Source organism: Qiania dongpingensis, from assembly GCF_014337195.1.
Classification (GTDB): domain Bacteria; phylum Bacillota; class Clostridia; order Lachnospirales; family Lachnospiraceae; genus Lientehia; species Lientehia dongpingensis.
In genome coordinates this window covers 1955034-1974356 of sequence record NZ_CP060634.1, presented here as the reverse complement: position 1 = coordinate 1974356, position 19323 = coordinate 1955034, and the positions used below count along the sequence as shown (strand labels likewise).

16 protein-coding genes are annotated in these 19323 nt (G+C 49.9%); 5 read left to right on the top strand and 11 right to left on the bottom strand.

Annotated elements, in window-relative coordinates; translation table 11 throughout:
• Nucleotides 1-6: 6 nt before the first annotated feature.
• The 7 genes from H9Q78_RS09190 to H9Q78_RS09160 all read right to left on the bottom strand — a co-directional run bounded on the left by H9Q78_RS09190 (nt 7) and on the right by H9Q78_RS09160 (nt 7607).
• A complete protein-coding gene (locus H9Q78_RS09190) occupies nt 7-1107 on the bottom strand; it encodes an endonuclease/exonuclease/phosphatase family protein (RefSeq protein WP_249301173.1) in 1101 nt (366 codons plus the stop codon).
• 199 nt (nt 1108-1306) lie between these two features.
• Entirely contained in the window at nt 1307-2563 is a 1257-nt protein-coding gene (locus H9Q78_RS09185; protein WP_249301171.1) for a Glu/Leu/Phe/Val family dehydrogenase, read from the bottom strand.
• 278 nt (nt 2564-2841) lie between these two features.
• Complete coding sequence (locus tag H9Q78_RS09180) at nt 2842-4110, bottom strand: dicarboxylate/amino acid:cation symporter (protein ID WP_249301169.1); 1269 nt, start codon at nt 4108-4110, stop codon at nt 2842-2844.
• Nucleotides 4111-4968, bottom strand: coding sequence for a dTDP-4-dehydrorhamnose reductase (rfbD, locus tag H9Q78_RS09175; protein WP_249301167.1), 858 nt, complete (start codon nt 4966-4968; stop codon nt 4111-4113).
• A gap of 26 nt (nt 4969-4994) precedes the next feature.
• Complete coding sequence (locus H9Q78_RS09170) at nt 4995-5660, bottom strand: GTP pyrophosphokinase (protein ID WP_249301165.1); 666 nt, start codon at nt 5658-5660, stop codon at nt 4995-4997.
• Nucleotides 5661-5684: 24 nt separating this feature from the next.
• Complete coding sequence (locus H9Q78_RS09165) at nt 5685-6596, bottom strand: S1 RNA-binding domain-containing protein (RefSeq protein WP_249301164.1); 912 nt, start codon at nt 6594-6596, stop codon at nt 5685-5687.
• A gap of 153 nt (nt 6597-6749) precedes the next feature.
• Complete coding sequence (locus tag H9Q78_RS09160; protein ID WP_249301162.1) at nt 6750-7607, bottom strand: nitroreductase family protein; 858 nt, start codon at nt 7605-7607, stop codon at nt 6750-6752.
• 380 nt (nt 7608-7987) lie between these two features.
• On the opposite strand from H9Q78_RS09160, the gene H9Q78_RS09155 reads away from it, so the two are divergent.
• Genes H9Q78_RS09155 through H9Q78_RS09140 form a run of 4 tightly spaced genes read left to right on the top strand, consistent with a single transcriptional unit; the run spans nt 7988 to nt 13153 of the window.
• Nucleotides 7988-9331: an efflux RND transporter periplasmic adaptor subunit gene (locus H9Q78_RS09155; RefSeq protein ID WP_249301159.1), complete on the top strand. Its 1344-nt coding sequence runs from the start codon at nt 7988-7990 to the stop codon at nt 9329-9331.
• Nucleotides 9328-10017, top strand: a complete 690-nt coding sequence (locus H9Q78_RS09150; protein WP_283245046.1) for an ABC transporter ATP-binding protein — start codon at nt 9328-9330, stop codon at nt 10015-10017. The genes H9Q78_RS09155 and H9Q78_RS09150 overlap by 4 nt, the downstream gene beginning before the upstream one ends.
• Nucleotides 10014-11885 (top strand): HlyD family efflux transporter periplasmic adaptor subunit, encoded by a 1872-nt coding sequence (locus H9Q78_RS09145; RefSeq protein WP_249301157.1) that lies wholly within the window; start codon nt 10014-10016, stop codon nt 11883-11885. Before H9Q78_RS09150 ends, H9Q78_RS09145 begins: the two co-directional genes overlap by 4 nt.
• Before the next feature lie 11 nt (nt 11886-11896).
• Nucleotides 11897-13153 carry an ABC transporter permease gene (locus H9Q78_RS09140; RefSeq protein WP_249301155.1) on the top strand — a complete coding sequence of 419 codons (1257 nt, stop codon included), beginning with the start codon at nt 11897-11899 and terminating at the stop codon, nt 13151-13153.
• Between the two features lie 94 nt (nt 13154-13247).
• Here the strand turns inward: H9Q78_RS09140 and H9Q78_RS09135 are convergent, their stop codons facing one another.
• From H9Q78_RS09135 to H9Q78_RS09120, 4 genes are read right to left on the bottom strand one after another with little or no spacing between them, the layout of a single operon-like run.
• Nucleotides 13248-14309, bottom strand: coding sequence for a sugar ABC transporter substrate-binding protein (locus H9Q78_RS09135; protein WP_249301154.1), 1062 nt, complete (start codon nt 14307-14309; stop codon nt 13248-13250).
• A 33-nt stretch (nt 14310-14342) separates the two neighbouring features.
• Nucleotides 14343-15317, bottom strand: a complete 975-nt coding sequence (locus H9Q78_RS09130; RefSeq protein ID WP_249301153.1) for an ABC transporter permease — start codon at nt 15315-15317, stop codon at nt 14343-14345.
• Between the two features lie 22 nt (nt 15318-15339).
• Nucleotides 15340-16836: a sugar ABC transporter ATP-binding protein gene (locus H9Q78_RS09125; protein ID WP_249301152.1), complete on the bottom strand. Its 1497-nt coding sequence runs from the start codon at nt 16834-16836 to the stop codon at nt 15340-15342.
• A gap of 26 nt (nt 16837-16862) precedes the next feature.
• Nucleotides 16863-17897, bottom strand: coding sequence for an NAD(P)-dependent alcohol dehydrogenase (locus tag H9Q78_RS09120; protein WP_249301151.1), 1035 nt, complete (start codon nt 17895-17897; stop codon nt 16863-16865).
• Between the two features lie 258 nt (nt 17898-18155).
• On the opposite strand from H9Q78_RS09120, the gene H9Q78_RS09115 reads away from it, so the two are divergent.
• Nucleotides 18156-19277: an ROK family transcriptional regulator gene (locus H9Q78_RS09115; RefSeq protein ID WP_249301150.1), complete on the top strand. Its 1122-nt coding sequence runs from the start codon at nt 18156-18158 to the stop codon at nt 19275-19277.
• The last annotated feature ends 46 nt before the right edge of the window (nt 19278-19323 follow it).

Sequence of the window (19323 nt, the reverse complement as noted above, 5' to 3'; positions counted from 1 at the left end):
TGTCATTTAATCGAGAGTAAATGTCATTTTCACCGGATTATGGTCCGAAAAACTGAACTGTGCATCCAGATTCTCCGCCGCTGCCAAAACCCCGTCGGAAACAATAAACCCGTCCACTATGGCCGTGTAAGTGACTCCCCTCTCATACGGAATATCCGCCCCGCGGCAGCTGGGCACCTCCCCAGCGTTATCAGCCACGACAAAGTGGTATCCCTCCGCCAGCTGCGAGTCATCCAGCTGATATACCCATTCCGGTATTTTCTGTTCTGTGGGGAAGGTATCTATGGAACCGGCGATATCATGATTAAAATCGCCGCCCACGATCACATAATTCCCCTTTTCCCTTTCCTCCTTAAGCACCTGATTCAGGGTTTCCAGCTGCTTCGTCCGAATCTTTCCTCCCTTATCATAAGCGCTGAGATGAACCTGTATCAGCAATAATTCTCTGCCGTCTTCCAAAGGAATCCGGCTGATCATAAAACACCTGTCCAAATCCGTAAACTTGGTAAAAAAGGAATTATCCACCGGAAACTGCTTTCTGGTATTTTCTGCTATCTGGTATTTACTAAAGGTCAGCATGCCCGCTTTGACGGCTCCATGCGGCTCCAACAGAGGATAAAACAGATATGCACTGTGAAAATTACACGCAAAAGCAGAACCATATTCCGGGAATGCGTCCCGGAGCATCTGCACCTGATCGATCTGATAGCTTCTGGTGGCCTTTTCATCCACTTCCTGCACAAACATAAAATCTGTGTTCCCCTGCTTCAGAAGTCCGATGCTGCCCTCCGTATTAGTCATGGCCTCCTCCCTGGATTCTGCCCGGGAGGACTTTCCTGTAGTCTTTGTGCCGTCCAGCATTTCACCGGTGTCCATGAAAAAGGAATAGTCCTGGGAATATGCCCCGAATCCGATGTTATAGGTCATAATGGTATAGGGCACGCCTGTCCGGAGCTTTTCAGCCCGGTTATTCTCTGTGTCAATTTCCTGGTTATCCTCTATCCGATAATACTGAAACTGCATATAGGCCACGTAGCCTCCCGCTGCCACTGCCAAAAGCAGCAGCAATATTCCAAACACCTTCGCAATGATCTTCCATGTCTTCATATATAGTTCCTTTCTTATAAAGAGAATCTTAACACGGATTTATGATCCTTGTCCATCCCGCCGGTCATTTAAAATCAGTAATTCATCGACAATATTTTCCGTTTTCTTCAATATAATAGAGCCGGCCTGACGGCCAGCCCTATTATGAGGTAATATGTTGAATATGTAGATGTCTTATGAAAATTACGGTATCACCGCATTACGGCCAGATGCCTCTCAGCTTCTTAGCTTCAACGGTTCTCTTGATCGCGATGAGATACGCTCCGATCCTGGGTTCTACGCCATTTTCCTTTGCAATATCCCAAACAGCTTCAAAAGCACGGTCCATGATTTCTTTCAGTCTCTTATTCACATCTTCTTCTGTCCAATACATGGACTGGATGTTCTGTACCCATTCAAAGTAGGATACAACTACGCCGCCTGCGTTTGCGAGAATATCGGGAATCAGGAGGATACCCCTATTCTTAAGAATCTCATCAGCTTCTACGGTTGTAGGGCCGTTGGCAGCTTCGATGATGATCTTGCAGTTTAATTTATCTGCATTGCCGCCGTGAATCTGGTTTTCCAGCGCCGCGGGTACCAATACAGTCGTCTCAAGCTCCAGAAGAGCTTCATTGGCGATATGCTCAACTCCAGGAGCATTGTAGCCTTCCAGAAGAGCCTTAGGTGTCTTCAGATATTCCAGGATTCCAGGAATATCCAGACCGTCCTTGCAGTAAAGGCCGCCGGATACGTCGCTGACGCCGATCACTTTCATGCCTTCCGCATGGAGCAGCTTAGCGGAGATGCTTCCTACATTGCCCATGCCCTGTACTACAACTGACGTTCCGGCCATTTCCATGCCCAGCTTAGCCAGAGTATTCTTGGTAGTGATCATGACACCGCGTCCGGTAGCTTCGCTACGTCCAAGAGCGCCGCCGATCTCAATGGGTTTACCTGTCACTACACCGGGAACACAATGTCCCTTTAACATACTATATGTATCCATCATCCAGCCCATAACCTTGGGGTTGGTTCCTACGTCGGGAGCGGGAACGTCCTGATCCGGCCCGATGATGGGAGCGATCATAGCGGTAAATCTTCTGGTGATCCTTCTCATCTCTCCTTCTGACAAAACAGTAGGGTCACAGATAACGCCGCCCTTTGCACCGCCATAAGGAATATTGACTACGGCACATTTGAATGTCATCCATGCCGCAAGTGCCTTTACTTCATCCTGGTTTACATTCGGATGGAAACGAACGCCGCCCTTAGCCGGCCCGCGGCTGGTGGAGTGCTGAACACGGAAGCCTTCAAACACCTTAACACTGCCGTCATCCATCTGTACCGGAATAGAAACCTTTAATTCTCTCTCGGGATACTTAAGTGCTTCATAGTCGCTCTCTTTGTATCCTAAAACCTTTGCTGCGTTTTCTACTACTGCCAGCACGTTGTCGTAAGGATTATACTTACCCATAACGAAATCCTCCTTTTTCTTGAAAAATCTTTGAGTTCGGTATCGCCTACACCCCCATGTAGCGTCGCCATCTATCCTCATTATTTCTCATGAAGCCAAGACTGTCAACACCCTTTTTGTATTCGGAAAAAAACATCAAATTGGGGAACTTTGACAAAAGAATTTTAAAAAACTAAGCCCGGAACTATAGTTTCTAAAGTACATTTCCGTTCTAAAATTTTAGTAGTCAGAAAACAGGGGAGCCAAGCCCGGCTCCCCCTGCATATATGAAATCTTCTTTATGCCATGTCGTTGAATATCTCTTTATTAAACCCTCCCGACTGATGAGCGACAATCGTGGTACATACGGCATCTCCGGTAACATTGACCGCCGTCCTGCTCATATCCAGAATCCTGTCGATTCCCATGATGATCCCTATGGCTTCCACCGGAAGGCCCACGGAGGTAAATACCATGGTGAGCGTCACCAGACCCACGCCGGGGACGCCTGCAGTCCCTACGGACGCAAGCGTGGCTGTCGCGATTACCATCGCATATTCCCGGATCCCCATGGGAATCCCGAAAGCCTGCGCCGCAAATACGACTGCCACGCCCTGCATGATAGCCGTTCCATCCATATTGATCGTCGCTCCGAGTGGAACCGTAAAAGAAGAGATCCGCTTTGTCACCCCCATTTTTTTTGCCAGCGTATCAATGGAGAGCGGGATTGTCGCGTTGGATGTCGCCGTGGAAAAGGCAAAACCCATGACCGGGATAAATTTTTTCAGGAATTTAGCGGGACTCGCCCCGGTGAATACTTTAAGCATCACCATATAGACCACACAGCACTGGATCAGAAGGGCAAGCATGACTCCCGCCATATATTTAAGCAGATGGGCAAATGCTCCGAAGCCAATATTGGTAAAAGTCTTAGCAACCAGAAAGAACACTCCCACCGGCGCTACCTTCATCACCATCATAGTCATTTCCAGCATCACATCATTAAACTGGGAAATAAAATTGGACACCACGTCCGCCCGCTCTCCCAGCTTCGCCAGGATGATGCCCACAATCAGCGCGAACACGATGATCTGAAGCATATTCCCTTCCGCCAGGGCCTGTACCGGGTTCTTGGGTATGATGCCCAGAAGAGTATCTGCCGCCGAGACCGGCTCAACCGGAGCGACTTCCACAGACTGCAGCTCCGATATATCCAGGCCGAGCCCCGGATTTATCAGGTTTCCGATCATCAGCGCCACCGTAATGGCCAGCGCCGTCGTCGCCAGATAAAACAGGAGGGTTTTGACTCCCACCTTTCCGAGGCTCTTAGTATCGCCTATGGCGGAGCTTCCGCAGACCAGGGAACAGAAAACAAGGGGAACTACGAGCATCTGCATCAGGCGCAGAAAGCCGTCTCCCACCACCCGGAATACACCTCCCACAAGCACGGTATCCCTGACGTATCCTTTAGGGACGAGATAATGAAGAAGAACGCCTGCCAGAGCCCCCAGCAAAAGTCCGATAAATATCTTTGTGGTAAGCCCCGTTTGCTTCTTCTTTTCCGTCATTTACTCCTTCTCCCTCCCGGACATGAACTTCTCCAGGGAAACCTTCCAATGGGGCATCTCATAGATGCCGGAGACCCTGAGCATAAAATTATCGAGCAGTGTATATCTGGGCCTGTTCACAACTGACGGATTTTCTCCGGCTGCCAGCGGTTCAATATTGACGGCTTTCCCGGATAATCTCACAATCTCCTTGGCGAATTCATAACGGCTGCACATGCCCTCACAAGAAGCATGATAAATCCCATATTCCGCGGAATCCACCAGCTTTACGATGAAGTCGGCCAGATCCGCAGCGCTTGTCGGGGTGCTTATCTGATCCGTAGGCACAAAAATCGTATCCTCCGTGAGCAGTCCTTCCAGAATATAACTGACAAAGTTATTCTTAGTATTCCCATAAATCCAAGAACTTCTCACCACCATGTGTTTTGGCACCAATTCCCGAATGAACATTTCTCCGGCCAGTTTGGATTTTCCATATACGGTCTTGGGATTCACACGGTCGAACTCCGTCAGAGGATGCTGTGCCGTACCGTCAAACACATCATCCGTAGAGATATGAATCAGCTTCGCGTTGATCTTTCTCGCCGCGATTCCCAGATTCCTCGCCCCAAGAGCGTTTACCCGGTATGCCGCCTCCACATTCCGTTCGCAGGCGGCCAGGTCCGTCATCCCGGCGCAGTTTATCACAACGTCCGGGTGGTTCATGTTGGCAAAAGAAATCACCGTTTCCAGACTGGTGATATCCACATCCATGTCAGAGGTCAGGACTTCCATCTCGGCGTCCTCATGAAGCATCTTGTATATCGCGGAGCCCACCTGTCCTTTGGCCCCTGCGATCCACACCCGCAAATTGCTCATATTGTCTCCTCTCTCCGCGAGTTCCGCTATGGCTGCTCCCGGCTGTCGTCTTCCGGTTCCCCGGCCTCCTGCAGAGACTCGTTGAGAGCCATCATCCGTTCATCCAGAAGCGCCACCATATCGGCACATTCCTTCAGGTTCTCACGCATATGGGACGGAGCCGCCCCTTCAAACTTGTAATGGATCTTATGTTCTAAGCTGGCCCAGAAGTCCATGGCTATGGTCCGTATCTGTATCTCCACCTTCATCTCCACCTGCCCGCTGGACAAATAAATCGGTACGGAAATGACCATGTGGTAGCTGCGGTAGCCGTTGGGCTTCGGATTGGCAATATAATCCTTGACCATCAGCACGTTCACATCATTCTGCCTGGAAATGGCGTCCGCCAAATAATAGATATCAGATGTGAAGGAGCAGATGATCCGCACGCCGGCGATATCATGAAGCTCCCTATACATATTGTCGATGGTAGCCTCGAATCCCAGGCGCTTTAGTTTCTTCACGATGCTCTCCGGCGTCTTGATCCTGGCTTTTACGTGTTCAATGGGATTATAGTGGTTGATATGATGAAATTCATCGCTCAAGATGTTGATCCTGGTCTGGACCTCTTGAAGAGCTGAGCTGTACAAAAACATCAGCGTCTTCCATTGGTCCAGCTGATCATATTCCTTTGGTAATTCGGGTATTGCCATAGCTTCCTCCCCCGGCGTCAGGATTTAATCCAGTTTAAAGCCCTTCAGCAAAGCTCCCAGGCTGGTAGAGGCCTGACCGTCTTCTGTATACTCCGCGCCGGCCGCCGTATCCTCCGGCTCCGTCACATCATGCAGCGCTTTCATGCTCAAGCTCAGCTTCCCGTCCTTGAGGGCAGTGATCTTTACCGTCACACGCTGTCCTACGCTCAATACCGCTGAAGGAGATTTAATCCGTTTATCACTGATCTGCGACACATGAAGAAGTCCTGTCGCCCCGTTGTCAAGCTTAACAAACGCCCCATAATTCTGAATGGATTCAACCACACCTTCTGAAACTGCCCCAACTTCACAGGATGCGATCTTTTTCTGCTTCTCTGCCATTTTTCTGGCGTATGCCAATTCCCTGGCGGAAAGAACCAGCTTCTTCGCCTCTCTGTCCACTGTAATGACCTGTACTTCCAGCTCCCGTCCAAGCCATTCTTCCAGATTCTCCACATACGAGCTGTCCAGCTTGGACGCCGGGATGAAGCCACGGATGCCTTCCACATACGCTACAGCGCCGCCCTTCACAACTCCGTCCACTTTGACCTGCAGCGTGCTTTTATCTTCGAAGCACCGTTCCATCTTCTCCCAGGCCAGAATATCATTCGCTTCCTTTTTAGACAGAAGGATGTGTCCGTGTCCATCATCAGTCTTAAGGACTGTCGCCGTCACTTCTTCCCCCATCTGTACCGTCTCCTTCAATACGCAGTCAGGGTCATTGCTGTAATGATCTTTCGTAATTATCCCCTCTGTATAGGACTGAAGGTCCAGCGTGATCTCATCCTCGCCGATACCGATCACTGTCCCTGTCAGGATATCCCCTTCTTCCACCCTTTTAAAGGAGGCATCCAGCTCCTTTTTGTAATCATCCATTGTTTCCATACGTTCTTCCATTGGTCTCCCTCCCGGTTCATGTTTTTGCTGTTTGATTGTTATATCCATCATAGCATTATTTTTCCATGATGGCAATCTTCCGGCCTGAATTCCACGGAGTTTCTATGTCGGAAATCCCTTCCGGCTTCCATCTAGGTTCCGGCCCTTCTGCCGTCAGATTCTTGCGAATGTGGCGTCCTCCGGTTCCAGGCGAAGAGGAGGGAAGGGGGACTGTTCCGGATACCCTACGTCCACATAAGTCACCACCCGTATCTCCTCCGGAATCTGAAACCGTTCTGTCAGGCGCCTGCGCATCTTGGGATTAAAGGTCAGCCATGTACCGCCCAGCCCGTAAGCATGAGCCGCCAAAACAATGTTCTGACCAGCGGCCCCGCAGTCAAGCAGCTGATTATATTCCGGCATGGCCTGATTCCCGCGGTAATTTCTCATGTCCTGGAGAAGTACGATATGCACAGGTCCTCCCGGTATGTCACTTCCTCTGAAAAGCCCAGGTTCCGACTCCTCCCGGACCACCAGATACCGGATAGACTGAAGATTGCAGGCATGGGCCGCCCATAGTCCCGCTTTCAGTATTTTATCGATGATCTCGTCGGGAACCCTCCGGGAGATATCCCAGTGGCGGACCGAACGGCGTTCGTATAATGTACGTTCAAATACTGGTATCTCTTCTTCCGTCAGCCACTTCGGCTCATACTCAGACAAATCCAGATTTTCGCCCTCCATCAGGATACCGGCGAACTCCAATAGTTTATTCACATAACGATATTCAGGAAATTCATGGGAAAGTCCCCTTTTCTCCCATATCCGCAGATATTTTTTTGCAGTTTCAAGCTGCTTGGCCGGAAACGCTTTATTTCTGTAGGCGCACTCATACAGCTGAATTTCCATCGTGTGGTGGCACCGTTCCCGAAAACGAGCCCGGAATTCCACTTCATCCATGGACAAAAGCTCTTCCTCTGTCCGTTCAAACAAACCTTTGATTTCTTCCTGTGTCATTTTTTCCACATCCATGTCTGACCTTCCCTTCTCTTGAAAAATCGGCCCCGGCGGCCGGCCGGCATATTTTCGGATATTTTTGTCATAAATTCACCGCCATATTTCCATTGTATCATAATCAGTGGAAAAATCTACAGAAAACGATTTCATTCATCACTCAATAAAAAGTATTTATTGAAAATTATTCATATATATAATTATCTTTTCACATTTTCAAAAATACAATCGATTTCATTTTACCTCTTTTAAAAGCAGTCCTACGCCATTTTTCGGAACAAAAAAATACAGATTATACGGACAATCATAATTAATTAAGGAATCTTAATAATTTTTCAATTTATATATTCTTTTTGTTCTGGTAAACTATAGGAAAGTATGGTAAATGGAGGATATATATGAAAAAGAAAGTCATCATAGGCATCGGCGTCGTTTTGCTGGCTGTCATAGCCGGGCTGGTCATCTGGAGAGTCACCGCCTCCAATAAGCCGGGCGGAGACGACGAGGCAGCTTTGTACGCCGATTCTGTCGGTATGCTGACAGGCACCGGCCTCGGTACACAAAACCGATTTGCCGGAGTGATCGAAGCTCAGAACACGCTGAAAATCCGTCTGGAGTCGGAACAGACCGTCAAAGAGATATTTGTGGAAAAAGGCCAGTCCGTAGAAGTCGGCACTCCTCTTTTTCAATATGATACAGAAGATATGGGCATGAAGCTGGAGCAGGCGCAGCTGGAACTGGAAAAAATCTCCAACGGCATCGATACGCTGAACGCCCAGATTGAAACCCTCACAAAAGAAAAGAAAAACGCACCTTCCAGCGAACAGCTGTCTTTTACCACTCAGATCCAGGAACTCCAGACTAATGTGAAGCAGGAAGAGTATAATTACAAGGTCAAGGAGTTAGAAATGGGAAGGCTGCAGAAATCCATCGAGTCTGCTGTCGTGAACTCTACCATCGCGGGTATCGTACAGGAAATCAATGAAAACCCGACGTATGACAGCTACACCGGCGAGCAGCAGGCTTTCATGAGCATCCTGGCCGTCGGAAAGTATCGGGTAAAGGGAAGCATCAGCGAGCAGAACATGCGTAATTTCTATGTGGGCATGCCTGTCATCGTCCACTCCAGAGTAGACGATTCCCTGATCTGGTCCGGCACTGTGGATACCATTGACACAGAAAAGCCCATCACCGGAAGCGGCGACGGCATGGCAGTTTCTTCCGGTTCCGATACCGGCGCACAGGCCACCAAATATCCCTTCTATGTGACGCTGGATTCCAGCGACGGTCTGATGCTTGGCCAGCATGTATACCTGGAGCCGAATTTGGGACAAGGAGAGGAAAAGGACGGCATGTGGCTGATGAGCTCTTATATCGTTCGAGATGACGGAGATCCCTATGTATGGGCCGCGGGCTCAGACGGGAAGCTGGAAAAACGTCCTGTATCCCTTGGGGACCACGACGAGGAGATGGATACCTATCAGATACTGGACGGCCTCAAGGCATCCGATTATATCGTTTGGCCCAGCGAGGACTGCAAAAAAGGCGCGGCTGTGTATAAAAATGACGGTACAATGCCCCAGGGCAATTCCGGCGGTGATATGGAATTCCTGCCCGGCGGTGAAGAAAATGGTGTGATCGGCGGTATGGACGGTGAAGCAGGCGGCGCCATGAACAACGTTCCTGAGGGCGATGATTCCGCCGACGGTTCCCCCTCACAGGAAATGGAGGAAACACCATGATTTTAGAACTTGACCATATTTACAAGGATTATATCCAGGGCAAGCTGGTGGTTCCCGTGCTAAAGGATGTGACTCTTCATGTGGAAGAGGGCGAGTACGTGGCCATCATGGGGCCTTCCGGTTCCGGAAAAACCACCCTCATGAATATCATCGGATGTCTGGACACGCCGACCTCCGGCAGCTGCCGTCTGAATGGCAGCGATTTGCTGCACCACAAAGACAAAGAAATGTCCAGAGTCCGCAACCGCTCGATTGGATTCGTGTTCCAGAGCTTTAATCTTCTTCCCAGACAGAGTGCACTGGACAATGTATCGCTGCCTCTTCTCTATGCGGGAGTATCACGAAAAGAGAGAAAAGAGCGGGCGGCTCTGGCTCTGGCCAAGGTGGGTCTGGAGGACCGTATGGACTTTAAGCCCACCCAGCTATCCGGCGGCCAAAAACAGCGCGTGGCCATCGCCCGCGCCATGGTCACCAAGCCTTCAATCCTGCTGGCCGACGAACCCACCGGCGCACTGGACACCGCCTCCGGCCTCCAGGTCATGGATTTGTTCGAGCAGCTGAATGCCGAAGGCATGACAGTCATCATGATCACTCATGATTCCGAAATTGCGGCTCACGCCAAACGGACGGTACACATCCGGGACGGTATCCTGAGCAGTGAATGCAGAGAGGAGGGATTGGCATGAGATCCTCCAGGAAAAAACTCATTATCATCCTGGTTTCAGTCCTTCTCGTAGTCGTCCTTGCGTGCGGCGGCATCTTCTATGCGGTAAAGCACAGCGGAAAGCCGGTGCAGGTGGCTCCTGCCAGCGCTATGAATCAGGGCTACTGGGACAACAATTCCGATATCTCCCCCTACGGGAATGTCACAACCAACATGAATCAGGAAATCCGGTATGATGAATCTCTGATCATCACTCAAATATATGTGAAAGAAGGGGATACCGTAAAGACCGGCGATCCTCTGATCGCCTATGATACATCTCTTGTTTCTCTGGAGCTGGAGATGAAACAGATGCAGATAGACGGTATCGGCTTGAATATCCAGAATGTCCAGGCGGAGCTGGACCAGCTGCGGAAGACAAAGCCGGTAGCGTTCGCCTCTCCGAACCCGCTTTCGGGCATGGCTCTGGCCTCCTCCGCCACGGACCCCACCGGTCCCACGGAACCCTCTTCCGACCAGGAACCAGAGCCTCTGCAGGGCAATGTATACGGCTCTGTCACACCGGAATCCGTCCCCTATAAGGGAACCGGAACAGCGGAGGATCCCTTCCGGTACTATGTATTTCCCGAAAACGGAAAAACTTCTGTATCCATCAGCAGGGAATACCTGAAAAAGGCGCTGGAAGAAAAGACCGTCTCCATATTTGATACGGTAGATGACGGCAAGCTTCCCACCAAGGTCATAAGCTCCTGGGAAATGAACTTTGAAACTATTATGGAATTGGTCCAGCCCTCCATAGGCACAGAATTCCCCGATGAACTCCGCGGACAGACGATCTATGATGAGATCACGGCAGAATCCATCCCCTATAATGCAGAGACGGCCGACGGCTCTGAAGCTTCCCCTTACCGGTTCCTCTGTGCTCCCGGAGCTTCGGCGGACGCTTCTTTCCTTTCTGCCGCCCTGGAGAACCAGACTGTTTCAGTCTTTGATGTGGTCGATCATGTGGATAATCCGGCCCGTATCCTTTACTCCTGGACCTTAAACGGAAAGAATCTAAATCCGGATGAGCCGGAGGACCCGGACATTCCTGACGATCCCGGATTTGACGGTCCGGACATCGATGTTCCTGATATCAACGTCCCCACCGGCCCCACTAAGGAAGAGCTGCAGAAACAGATCAAGGAAAAAGAAGATTCTCTTAAATCTCTCAGCCTTGATAAACGGACGGCGGAGCTGGAACTTAAACAGCTTCAGAAAAAAATGGACGACGGCGTGATTGCCAGCACGGTGGACGGCACGGTAAAATCTGTACTGGACGAGGAGACCGCCAAGCTGGAAAATTCTCCTCTCATCACTGTCACCGGAGAAGAAGGGTTTTATATCACAGGCTCTGTGGCCGAGACATCTCTGGAGAAAATCGCCAAGGGTATGTCGGTCTCAGTGACCTCCTGGAACTCCGGAATGACATACGACGCTACTATTACAAGTGTGAGCAATTCTCCCGCATCTGGAAACGGCTATGGCAACGGAAATCCCAACATGTCCTATTATCCTTTTACTGCCGTCATCAAGGGAGACGCGGAGCTGCAGAACGGCGAAGGCGTAGATTTATCCGTAGAGGGCATGGGGACTCCCTCCTTTGAGGACGTCCTTTATCTCTCCCAGGCGTTCGTCCGGGAGGAAGGGAATCAATACTATGTCTATAAAAAGGGCGAAGACGGCCTGCTCACCAAGCAGTATATTGAAGCCGGAAAAATCGTCTACGGAAGCATCGAGATCAAATCCGGTCTGAATATGGAGGATGAGATTGCCTTCCCATACGGCAAAGACGTGAAAGAAGGCGCCAAGACGGAATCCGTTGACTCGCTTTATAACTATGGAATGTAGGAGGAGGACCCATGTTAGAAAATATACGATTATCCTTTCAGGGAATCTGGGCCCATAAGCTCCGTTCCTTTTTGACGATGCTGGGCATCATCATCGGCATCGGTTCCATCATCGCCATCGTGTCCACGATCAAAGGCACCAATGAACAGATCAAGCAAAATCTGGTCGGCGCCGGAAACAACGCGGTGAAAATACAGCTATATCAGGGAGACTGGCCAATGGATCTCACTTATACCAGTCCGCCGGACGGAGTACCCGTTATCACCCCTGAGGTCCGTGAAGAGATTCTCGGTTTGTCTGAGGTCATTGAGGCCTCTCTCTACTACACGCGGAACGAGTACAGTGCCGTCTTCAACGGTTCACAGACTCTTACCGGAGGCAATATCGTGGGTATAGACAATCATTACCTGGACGTCTATGGATATCAGATCACCAAAGGCCGCGGCTTCACCGACAAGGATTTTACCGACAGCCGGAAGGTAGTGCTGCTGGACAAAACGGCATCGTCCAATTTGTTTCAGGGAGAAGATCCCATCGGCAAGACTGTCGAGATTAAAGGTGAACCGTTCACGGTGATTGGACTGATTGGACAGAAGGCCGGTTTTGAACCGGTCATAAATTCTTTGGAGGACTATGAGCGCTATGCCTCCAACTACTCCAGCGGCCTGGTCTGTGTCCCCGACGCCATCTGGCCGGTCCTTTATCAGTACGGCGAACCCCAGAACCTGGTGGTCCGCGCCGCCAGTACCGATGACATGACCGCCGCCGGTGAAAAAGCCTCCGACATCCTGAACGGCTATTTATATGTATCGGACGAGACCATAAAATATAAGGGCGAGGATCTGCTCGAGCAGGCCAATAAGCTTCAGGAACTCAGCGCGGCGACCAACAGACAGCTGATTTGGATCGCCAGTATCTCCCTGCTGGTTGGCGGAATCGGCGTCATGAACATCATGCTGGTTTCTGTCACAGAACGTACACGGGAGATCGGCTTGAAAAAGGCTCTGGGCGCCAGAAAGACTCGTATCCTCGGACAGTTCCTGACCGAAGCCGCAGTACTGACCGGCCTGGGCGGTATCCTGGGAATTGGCGCAGGCATCGGCCTGGCCTACATCATCTCGAGCCTGTCCCAGGCTCCGGTGGCTATCAGCATCCCGGCTATTGTAGTGTCCGTGGTATTTTCCACCTTGATCGGCCTTATATTTGGAATTATTCCTTCCTTTAAGGCAGCCAATCTGAACCCCATCGATGCGCTGAGACACGAATGATATTCATCCGCTGCAGGAACTGATTCTATTCCACGGCATCAAAAAAGGGCTGCCGCACCAATCACATGGTGCGGCAGTCCTCTGTTAAAATATTTTAATTCTTCATTGCTTCATCCACTTCTTCCTGAGTCAGCGCTCCTTGTTCAATATAAAAGTCGATGTATTCATCCACGTTGTCTTTTGTGATCAGAATCGTATCAATGGACTCCTCGATCACTTCGTCTTCTCCTTTTAAGAGTCTGGCTGCTGCCGCCAGGTTCTTCTCTGCCAGCTCTTTTGTGTTCTGCATCACAGTCGCCGTATAAGTACCTTTTTTAATGGCCAGAAGTGCCTCGGGCACCGCGTCTACCCCGTATGTCTGGATGTCCTTGTAATCGGGATTGTCCTTTACTACCTCGTAACAGGACATGGCCAGCGCATCGCCGATGGTGAGCACTACATCAATCTTTCCATAGGACTGTACCCAGTCCTCCATAGTCGCCATAAAGGTGCCTTCATCCGCGCGGTCGGTGATTTTCTCCGCCAGGATCTCGCAGTCCGGGCGCTGTTTTACAAAAATGTCCTTATACGCTTTCAGCCTGGATTCTGTGTGAAGGTTCCCGGGATTACAGGAAAGGATGACCACTCTAGCGTTTTCCGGCGCTTTTTCTACGGCCAGTTCAGCGAGGACCCGACCCTGATCATAAGGATCTGCGTCGATCCAGGAACCGCCCTCCACCTCACGGATGCCGGCGTTCGTGGTAATACATTTGATCCCTGCGTCCACAACCTTCTGAGCATAAGGAAGCTGCAGATCTCCGTCGTTTGGCTGGATAATGATACAGTCGTATTCCTTTGTGATACAGGTTTCAATCAGAGTATTTTCCTTTGCACTGTCCGATTCCGCATCCAGGATATCCAGAGTGAACAGGTCTTTGTAATTCGCCTCCCATTCCTCTTCCATAGACTTTGCGATTCTGGCGGCAAAGCTGTCCGCCATGTTTCTTGAAATAAACGCCACCTTATACGTTTCCCCGTCAGATGCTTCCTTTGTACTTCCCGCCTCCGTTTTCGTCTCCCCAGATACCGCTTTTGTTTCCTTCTTGTCACCGCCCCCGCAGGCTGACATAGATAGGACCATACATACTGCCATCAATACTGCCAACAATTTTTTCATTTTTCTTCCTCCTTTTTAAGTGGTTGTATCTGCTTATCCCTTAGAGCCCTTTTTGTAGGTTTTTTTCTCCTTGGAATAAAGATCCCATATGACCGCGCCTGCAATGATCACGCCTTTTACAATCTGCTGGATATAGGAATTGACAGATATCAGGTTCATGATATTGCTTAAAAAGCCCACGATGAACGCGCCGATCATTGTACCGAAAGCCGATCCTACACCGCCGGAAAAGCTGGTCCCGCCTATGATCGTGGCAGTCATCGCGTCGAATTCATATCCCTGAGCTCCGTTCGGCATAGCGCCGTTTACTCTTGATACAAAAACAGCGGCTGCAATACCGACTAAAATGCCATGGATGGCATACGTCTTCATTTTCACAGACTTTACTTTAATTCCGGAAGCATTGGCCGCCTGTTCATTTCCCCCAATCGCGTAAATGGAACGGCCCATCCTTGTGTGGTTTGTCAGATAAAAGATTACGGCAAAGGTGACAAGCATAATGATGACGGGTATCGGGATTCCCAGAAAGCTCCCCTGTCCGACTACCGTAAATTTCCCCAGGTCATAGATGTTCTGACCGTCGGTATAAAAAAGCGCGGCTCCTCTGGCCATCGTCTGGATGGCAAGGGTCGCAATGAATGGGGGCGTCCTGAATTTCGTCACCATAAATCCACTGAGCAGATTACAGACCACAGATACCCCGATCGCTACGGCAAAGGTCGCTGCGATGCTGTGAGTCACATGATAGGCGGATACCGCCAGAACGCCGGCCAAGGCTACTACGGCGCCGGCCGCCAGATCCAGCAGGCCCGCGGTGATGAGCAGCATCTCGCCAAACGCGATAATCAGGATGACTGACTGCTGTCTTGCCACATTCAATAAGTTGTCGGGTTTTAAAAAGTGTTTATTGGCTATGGCACAGACTGCCATAAATACGACTAGTATCAGAACCAGACTGTACCTACTCAAAATTTTATGAAAATCCCTTTTCGGTTTTTGCATCTCCATCGTCCATCCTCCCAATCATTTATCACCCTGCTGTCTTTACTGCGAAATTCATAATAGCTTCCTGAGAAAATTCCTCTTTGTCCAGACATCCCGTGATTACTCCTTCATGCATTACGTAAATCCGGTCGCACATGCCGATCAGTTCCGGAAGCTCCGAGGACACCATGACAATCCCCTTTCCATCCCGGGCAAATTCTTCCATCAGCTGATAGATTTCACTCTTAGCCCCCACGTCGATCCCTCTAGTCGGTTCATCCATAATCAGTACGTCCGGGCTGCAGAGCATCCACTTCGCCAAGATCACCTTTTGCTGGTTTCCGCCGGAAAGGTTCTCGATCTTTGTTTCCAGCGACGGAGTTTTAACATTCATCCGTTCACAGACCTCCCGTACCTTCTCCTTTTCTTTTCGTTTGTGGCAGCGCCCTTTATAAAAGAATTTTTTCAGCGAAGCCAGGGAGGTATTTTCTATAATGTTCCTTACCGGTACAATGCCGTATTGCCGCCGGTCCTCCGACACCATCGCAAGCCCGTGGGCGATTGCCTGCCATACGTGCCTGATCTGCACCGGCTTTCCTTTTATGTACACCTCTCCTTCTGTATGAGGATCCATTCCGAAGACCGCGTTCATCACTTCTGTCCGGCCCGCGCCAACCAGCCCCGCGAATCCTACGATTTCTCCCGCTCTGACATCAAACGAAATATTTTTGAATATTCCAGGCGAGCAGAACCCCTTTACTTCCAGGACCTTTTCTCCCACCGGGACTTTTGTTTTCGGATACTGATTCTCCAGCTTCCTCCCGACCATCATCTCAATCACTTGGTCAATCGTAACCTCCGAGGCATTTCTCGTCCCTACTACCGCCCCGTCCCGAAGAACCGTGATCTCATCAGCTATTTTAAAAATTTCATCCATCTTATGAGAAATATAAATGATGCTGACTCCCCGTTTTTTCAGCTGTTCAATTTTATCAAACAAGAACGTCACTTCCTTATCTGATATGGAAGAGGTCGGCTCGTCCATGATCAATACCTGGGCGTCAAAGGATACCGCTTTCAGTATTTCGATCAGCTGAATGTCCGCCACGCTCAGGCTCCTCAAAAGCGTGTCATGAGAATACGGAAATCCCTCCTGCGTCAGAAGCGCTTCCGTATTCTTCCGTATCGTTTTCCAATCGATTTTTCCCCTCCGCTTCATCGTCCAGCTGCCCAAATAAACGTTTTCCGCCACAGTCAGATCCGGCACATAAGAAAGTTCCTGAAAGATCATGGCAATGCCGTTGGCCCTTGCATCCACCGGACTCTTTATTTGGACCGGCCTGCCGTCGATATAAATCTCCCCTTCGTCCTGCCGGTATATTCCGTCCAGAATTTTCATCAGAGTGGATTTCCCGGCTCCGTTTTCTCCGCAGAGTACATGTGTCGTACCTTTTTTCAGCCGAAAGCTCACTTGATCCAGCGCTTTTACTCCCGGAAAAGATTTTGATATGTTTCTTAGTTCCAGCTTGATCTCTTCACTCATTTCCACACCTGCTTTCTGTCCGGCCGTCAAAACCGGATGACCGCTTTAATAACATCCTTCGCTTCTTTCACCACAGTTCGGAAAGCCGCGTCGCTGTCGTCAAAAGAAAAATAATGGGTGACGATCGGTTTCACATCGATGGAGCCGCTGGCAATCGCCGCAATCGCCACAGGATACAGATTTCGATAGCGAAATACAGATCTGATCGTAACTTCTTTCACCATGATCTGAGAAAAGTTAAAGTTGATCGTGCTCTCCGCCGCCATTCCCACGAGTACCACCGTACCGCCCCTCTTCACAAAAAACGGCGCCTCGCCAATGGTCGCTGCCGATCCTGCCGTTTCAAATACCACATCGGCTCCCCGTTCTCCAAAGATTTCTTTCACCCTGGCCGCCACGTCTTCCTTTCCGGCGTTAATAATGCCGTTTGCTCCCAAACGTTTCGCAGCTTCCAGACGCTTCTCAAACAAATCCGCCACCACAATCTCCGATGCTCCCCGCGCTTTCGCCGCCAATAAGGTCACCAGGCCGATGCAGCCGCCGCCCAAGATCAGCACGCGGTCACCCAATGTGACATTTCCCTGACCCGCGGCGTGAAGTCCCACCGCCAAGGGTTCCACTAAAGCCCCTTCCTCTGTGGACACAGATTTCGGAAGCGGGTAGCACATTCCCGCCGGATGGACCACATATTCCTGAAGGGCCCCCTGTGTAGGCGGGTCAGCAAAAAAGCGGACGGACCGGCAGAGATTGTATTTGCCGCTCCTGCAAAGCTCACATGTACCGCAGGGATAGCCAGGCTCCAGTGCGACCCGTTCCCCCGGCCGGAGCCCACTCACCAGATTTCCCACCTTCATAACCGTACCGGCCACTTCGTGTCCCAAGATAAATGATGGAGGCGCCGTCACATCTCCGATATGCCCATCCTTATAAAAATGAACGTCCGAACCGCACACTCCGCAGTACTCCACTTTCACCAGCGCTTCCTCCGGGCCCGGCACCGGAACATCCGCGTTGTCTCTTATCACGATTTCCATCGGCTTTTCCAAATACGCTGCTTTCATTTTCTTATCCCTTTCTTCCTGTTGACATTTCGCAAATGCTTTTACTATAATAGTTTTATAAAACTATTTTATATAATATATTAGCATATTAGTATAATATTTCCAAATTGTCAACTGAAATATATATTTTTATGGGCAAAATGACCATCCATTATATTAAAGAGCTGAATTTTGATTGCATTTCCCCCGAAATATGTTAAACTAATAACAAGTTATTTTATAAAATAATTTTATAAAAACAAAATAAAAGGAGATATTATGGCACCGATCAATACCGCCAACATTAAGCAGTACAATCGAAATAAAATATTCCGGCTCATTGCTGGCCGGAATAAGATTTCAAAACAGGAGATTGCGTATGAACTTCACATGAGTCTCCCCACCATCAGTCAAAACCTTCAGGATCTGAAAAACGCCGGGCTGATCATGGAAAACGGGGCCCTGGCCTCAAGCGTCGGGCGCAAAGCCACAGGCTTTTCCATCGTGCCGGACGCTAAAGTCGCTCTCGGACTGGATATCACCCTGAACCATATCTCCATGGTCCTTGTGAACCTGAACGGCTGCGTGATCCATAGTATGCCAAGAAAACACTACCAGATCAAAGGGACGGAGGAAAGCTACCGGGAAGTCAGTCTTGAGATATCCGAATTTTTAAAAGCCTCTGGAGTAAGTCCGGACCGGGTGCTCGGAATCGGAATCTCCATACCGGGAATCATCACGGAATACGGGACTTATATTTTCCAGTCTTCCCTTCCTGTACCCGGGAACTTCTATGAATGCATCCGACCGTATATTCCGTTCCCCTATACCCTGTACAACGACGCCAATTGCGGCGGACTGGCCGAATTCTGGGGCCGTTCTGACATTGACACCATCGCTTATCTCTCACTCAGCAATACGGTAGGCGGATCTATCTTAATGGGAGGCGAGACCTACTTAGGCGTATCCAACCGAAGCGCCGAATTCGGCCATGTCACCCTGGACCCCAATGGACTTCCCTGCTACTGCGGGAAAATCGGCTGCTCCGATGCCTATTTAAATGCCAAGCTTCTCTCCACCATGGCGGGGGATAATCTGGCCGCTTTTTTCGAGGGCCTTAAAAACGGAAATGAAGCATTTCGTCAGTGCTTTGACGTCTATCTCCAGAATTTATCCATATTGATCAATAATATCAACATGTCTCTGGACTGTGATCTGATCCTGGGCGGATACGTAGGAATTTATCTGGAACCATACATTGAAAGGCTGAAGGAGCTGGTGAGCGCCCGTTCTACTTTCCCAACCGACGGCTCGTACATCAAGGCCTCCTCCAAAGGGTTTGAGGCAGCCGCTGTTGGCAGCGCTCTGTATTATATTGATGAATTTATTCAGCAGATATAAAAGAGCAGAGAAAAACAAAGCTGCCGCACTGATCACTCAGCGCGGC

What these genes read in the sequence shown, in the direction of transcription:
- H9Q78_RS09190 (WP_249301173.1), bottom strand. Translation starts at nt 1,107, where the DNA reads ATGAAGACATGGAAGATCATTGCGAAGGTGTTTGGAATATTGCTGCTG.
- H9Q78_RS09185 (WP_249301171.1), bottom strand. Translation starts at nt 2,563, where the DNA reads ATGGGTAAGTATAATCCTTACGACAACGTGCTGGCAGTAGTAGAAAAC.
- H9Q78_RS09180 (WP_249301169.1), bottom strand. Translation starts at nt 4,110, where the DNA reads ATGACGGAAAAGAAGAAGCAAACGGGGCTTACCACAAAGATATTTATC.
- rfbD (WP_249301167.1), bottom strand. Translation starts at nt 4,968, where the DNA reads ATGAGCAATTTGCGGGTGTGGATCGCAGGGGCCAAAGGACAGGTGGGC.
- H9Q78_RS09170 (WP_249301165.1), bottom strand. Translation starts at nt 5,660, where the DNA reads ATGGCAATACCCGAATTACCAAAGGAATATGATCAGCTGGACCAATGG.
- H9Q78_RS09165 (WP_249301164.1), bottom strand. Translation starts at nt 6,596, where the DNA reads ATGGAAGAACGTATGGAAACAATGGATGATTACAAAAAGGAGCTGGAT.
- H9Q78_RS09160 (WP_249301162.1), bottom strand. Translation starts at nt 7,607, where the DNA reads ATGGATGTGGAAAAAATGACACAGGAAGAAATCAAAGGTTTGTTTGAA.
- H9Q78_RS09155 (WP_249301159.1), top strand. Translation starts at nt 7,988, where the DNA reads ATGAAAAAGAAAGTCATCATAGGCATCGGCGTCGTTTTGCTGGCTGTC.
- H9Q78_RS09150 (WP_283245046.1), top strand. Translation starts at nt 9,328, where the DNA reads ATGATTTTAGAACTTGACCATATTTACAAGGATTATATCCAGGGCAAG.
- H9Q78_RS09145 (WP_249301157.1), top strand. Translation starts at nt 10,014, where the DNA reads ATGAGATCCTCCAGGAAAAAACTCATTATCATCCTGGTTTCAGTCCTT.
- H9Q78_RS09140 (WP_249301155.1), top strand. Translation starts at nt 11,897, where the DNA reads ATGTTAGAAAATATACGATTATCCTTTCAGGGAATCTGGGCCCATAAG.
- H9Q78_RS09135 (WP_249301154.1), bottom strand. Translation starts at nt 14,309, where the DNA reads ATGAAAAAATTGTTGGCAGTATTGATGGCAGTATGTATGGTCCTATCT.
- H9Q78_RS09130 (WP_249301153.1), bottom strand. Translation starts at nt 15,317, where the DNA reads ATGGAGATGCAAAAACCGAAAAGGGATTTTCATAAAATTTTGAGTAGG.
- H9Q78_RS09125 (WP_249301152.1), bottom strand. Translation starts at nt 16,836, where the DNA reads ATGAGTGAAGAGATCAAGCTGGAACTAAGAAACATATCAAAATCTTTT.
- H9Q78_RS09120 (WP_249301151.1), bottom strand. Translation starts at nt 17,897, where the DNA reads ATGAAAGCAGCGTATTTGGAAAAGCCGATGGAAATCGTGATAAGAGAC.
- H9Q78_RS09115 (WP_249301150.1), top strand. Translation starts at nt 18,156, where the DNA reads ATGGCACCGATCAATACCGCCAACATTAAGCAGTACAATCGAAATAAA.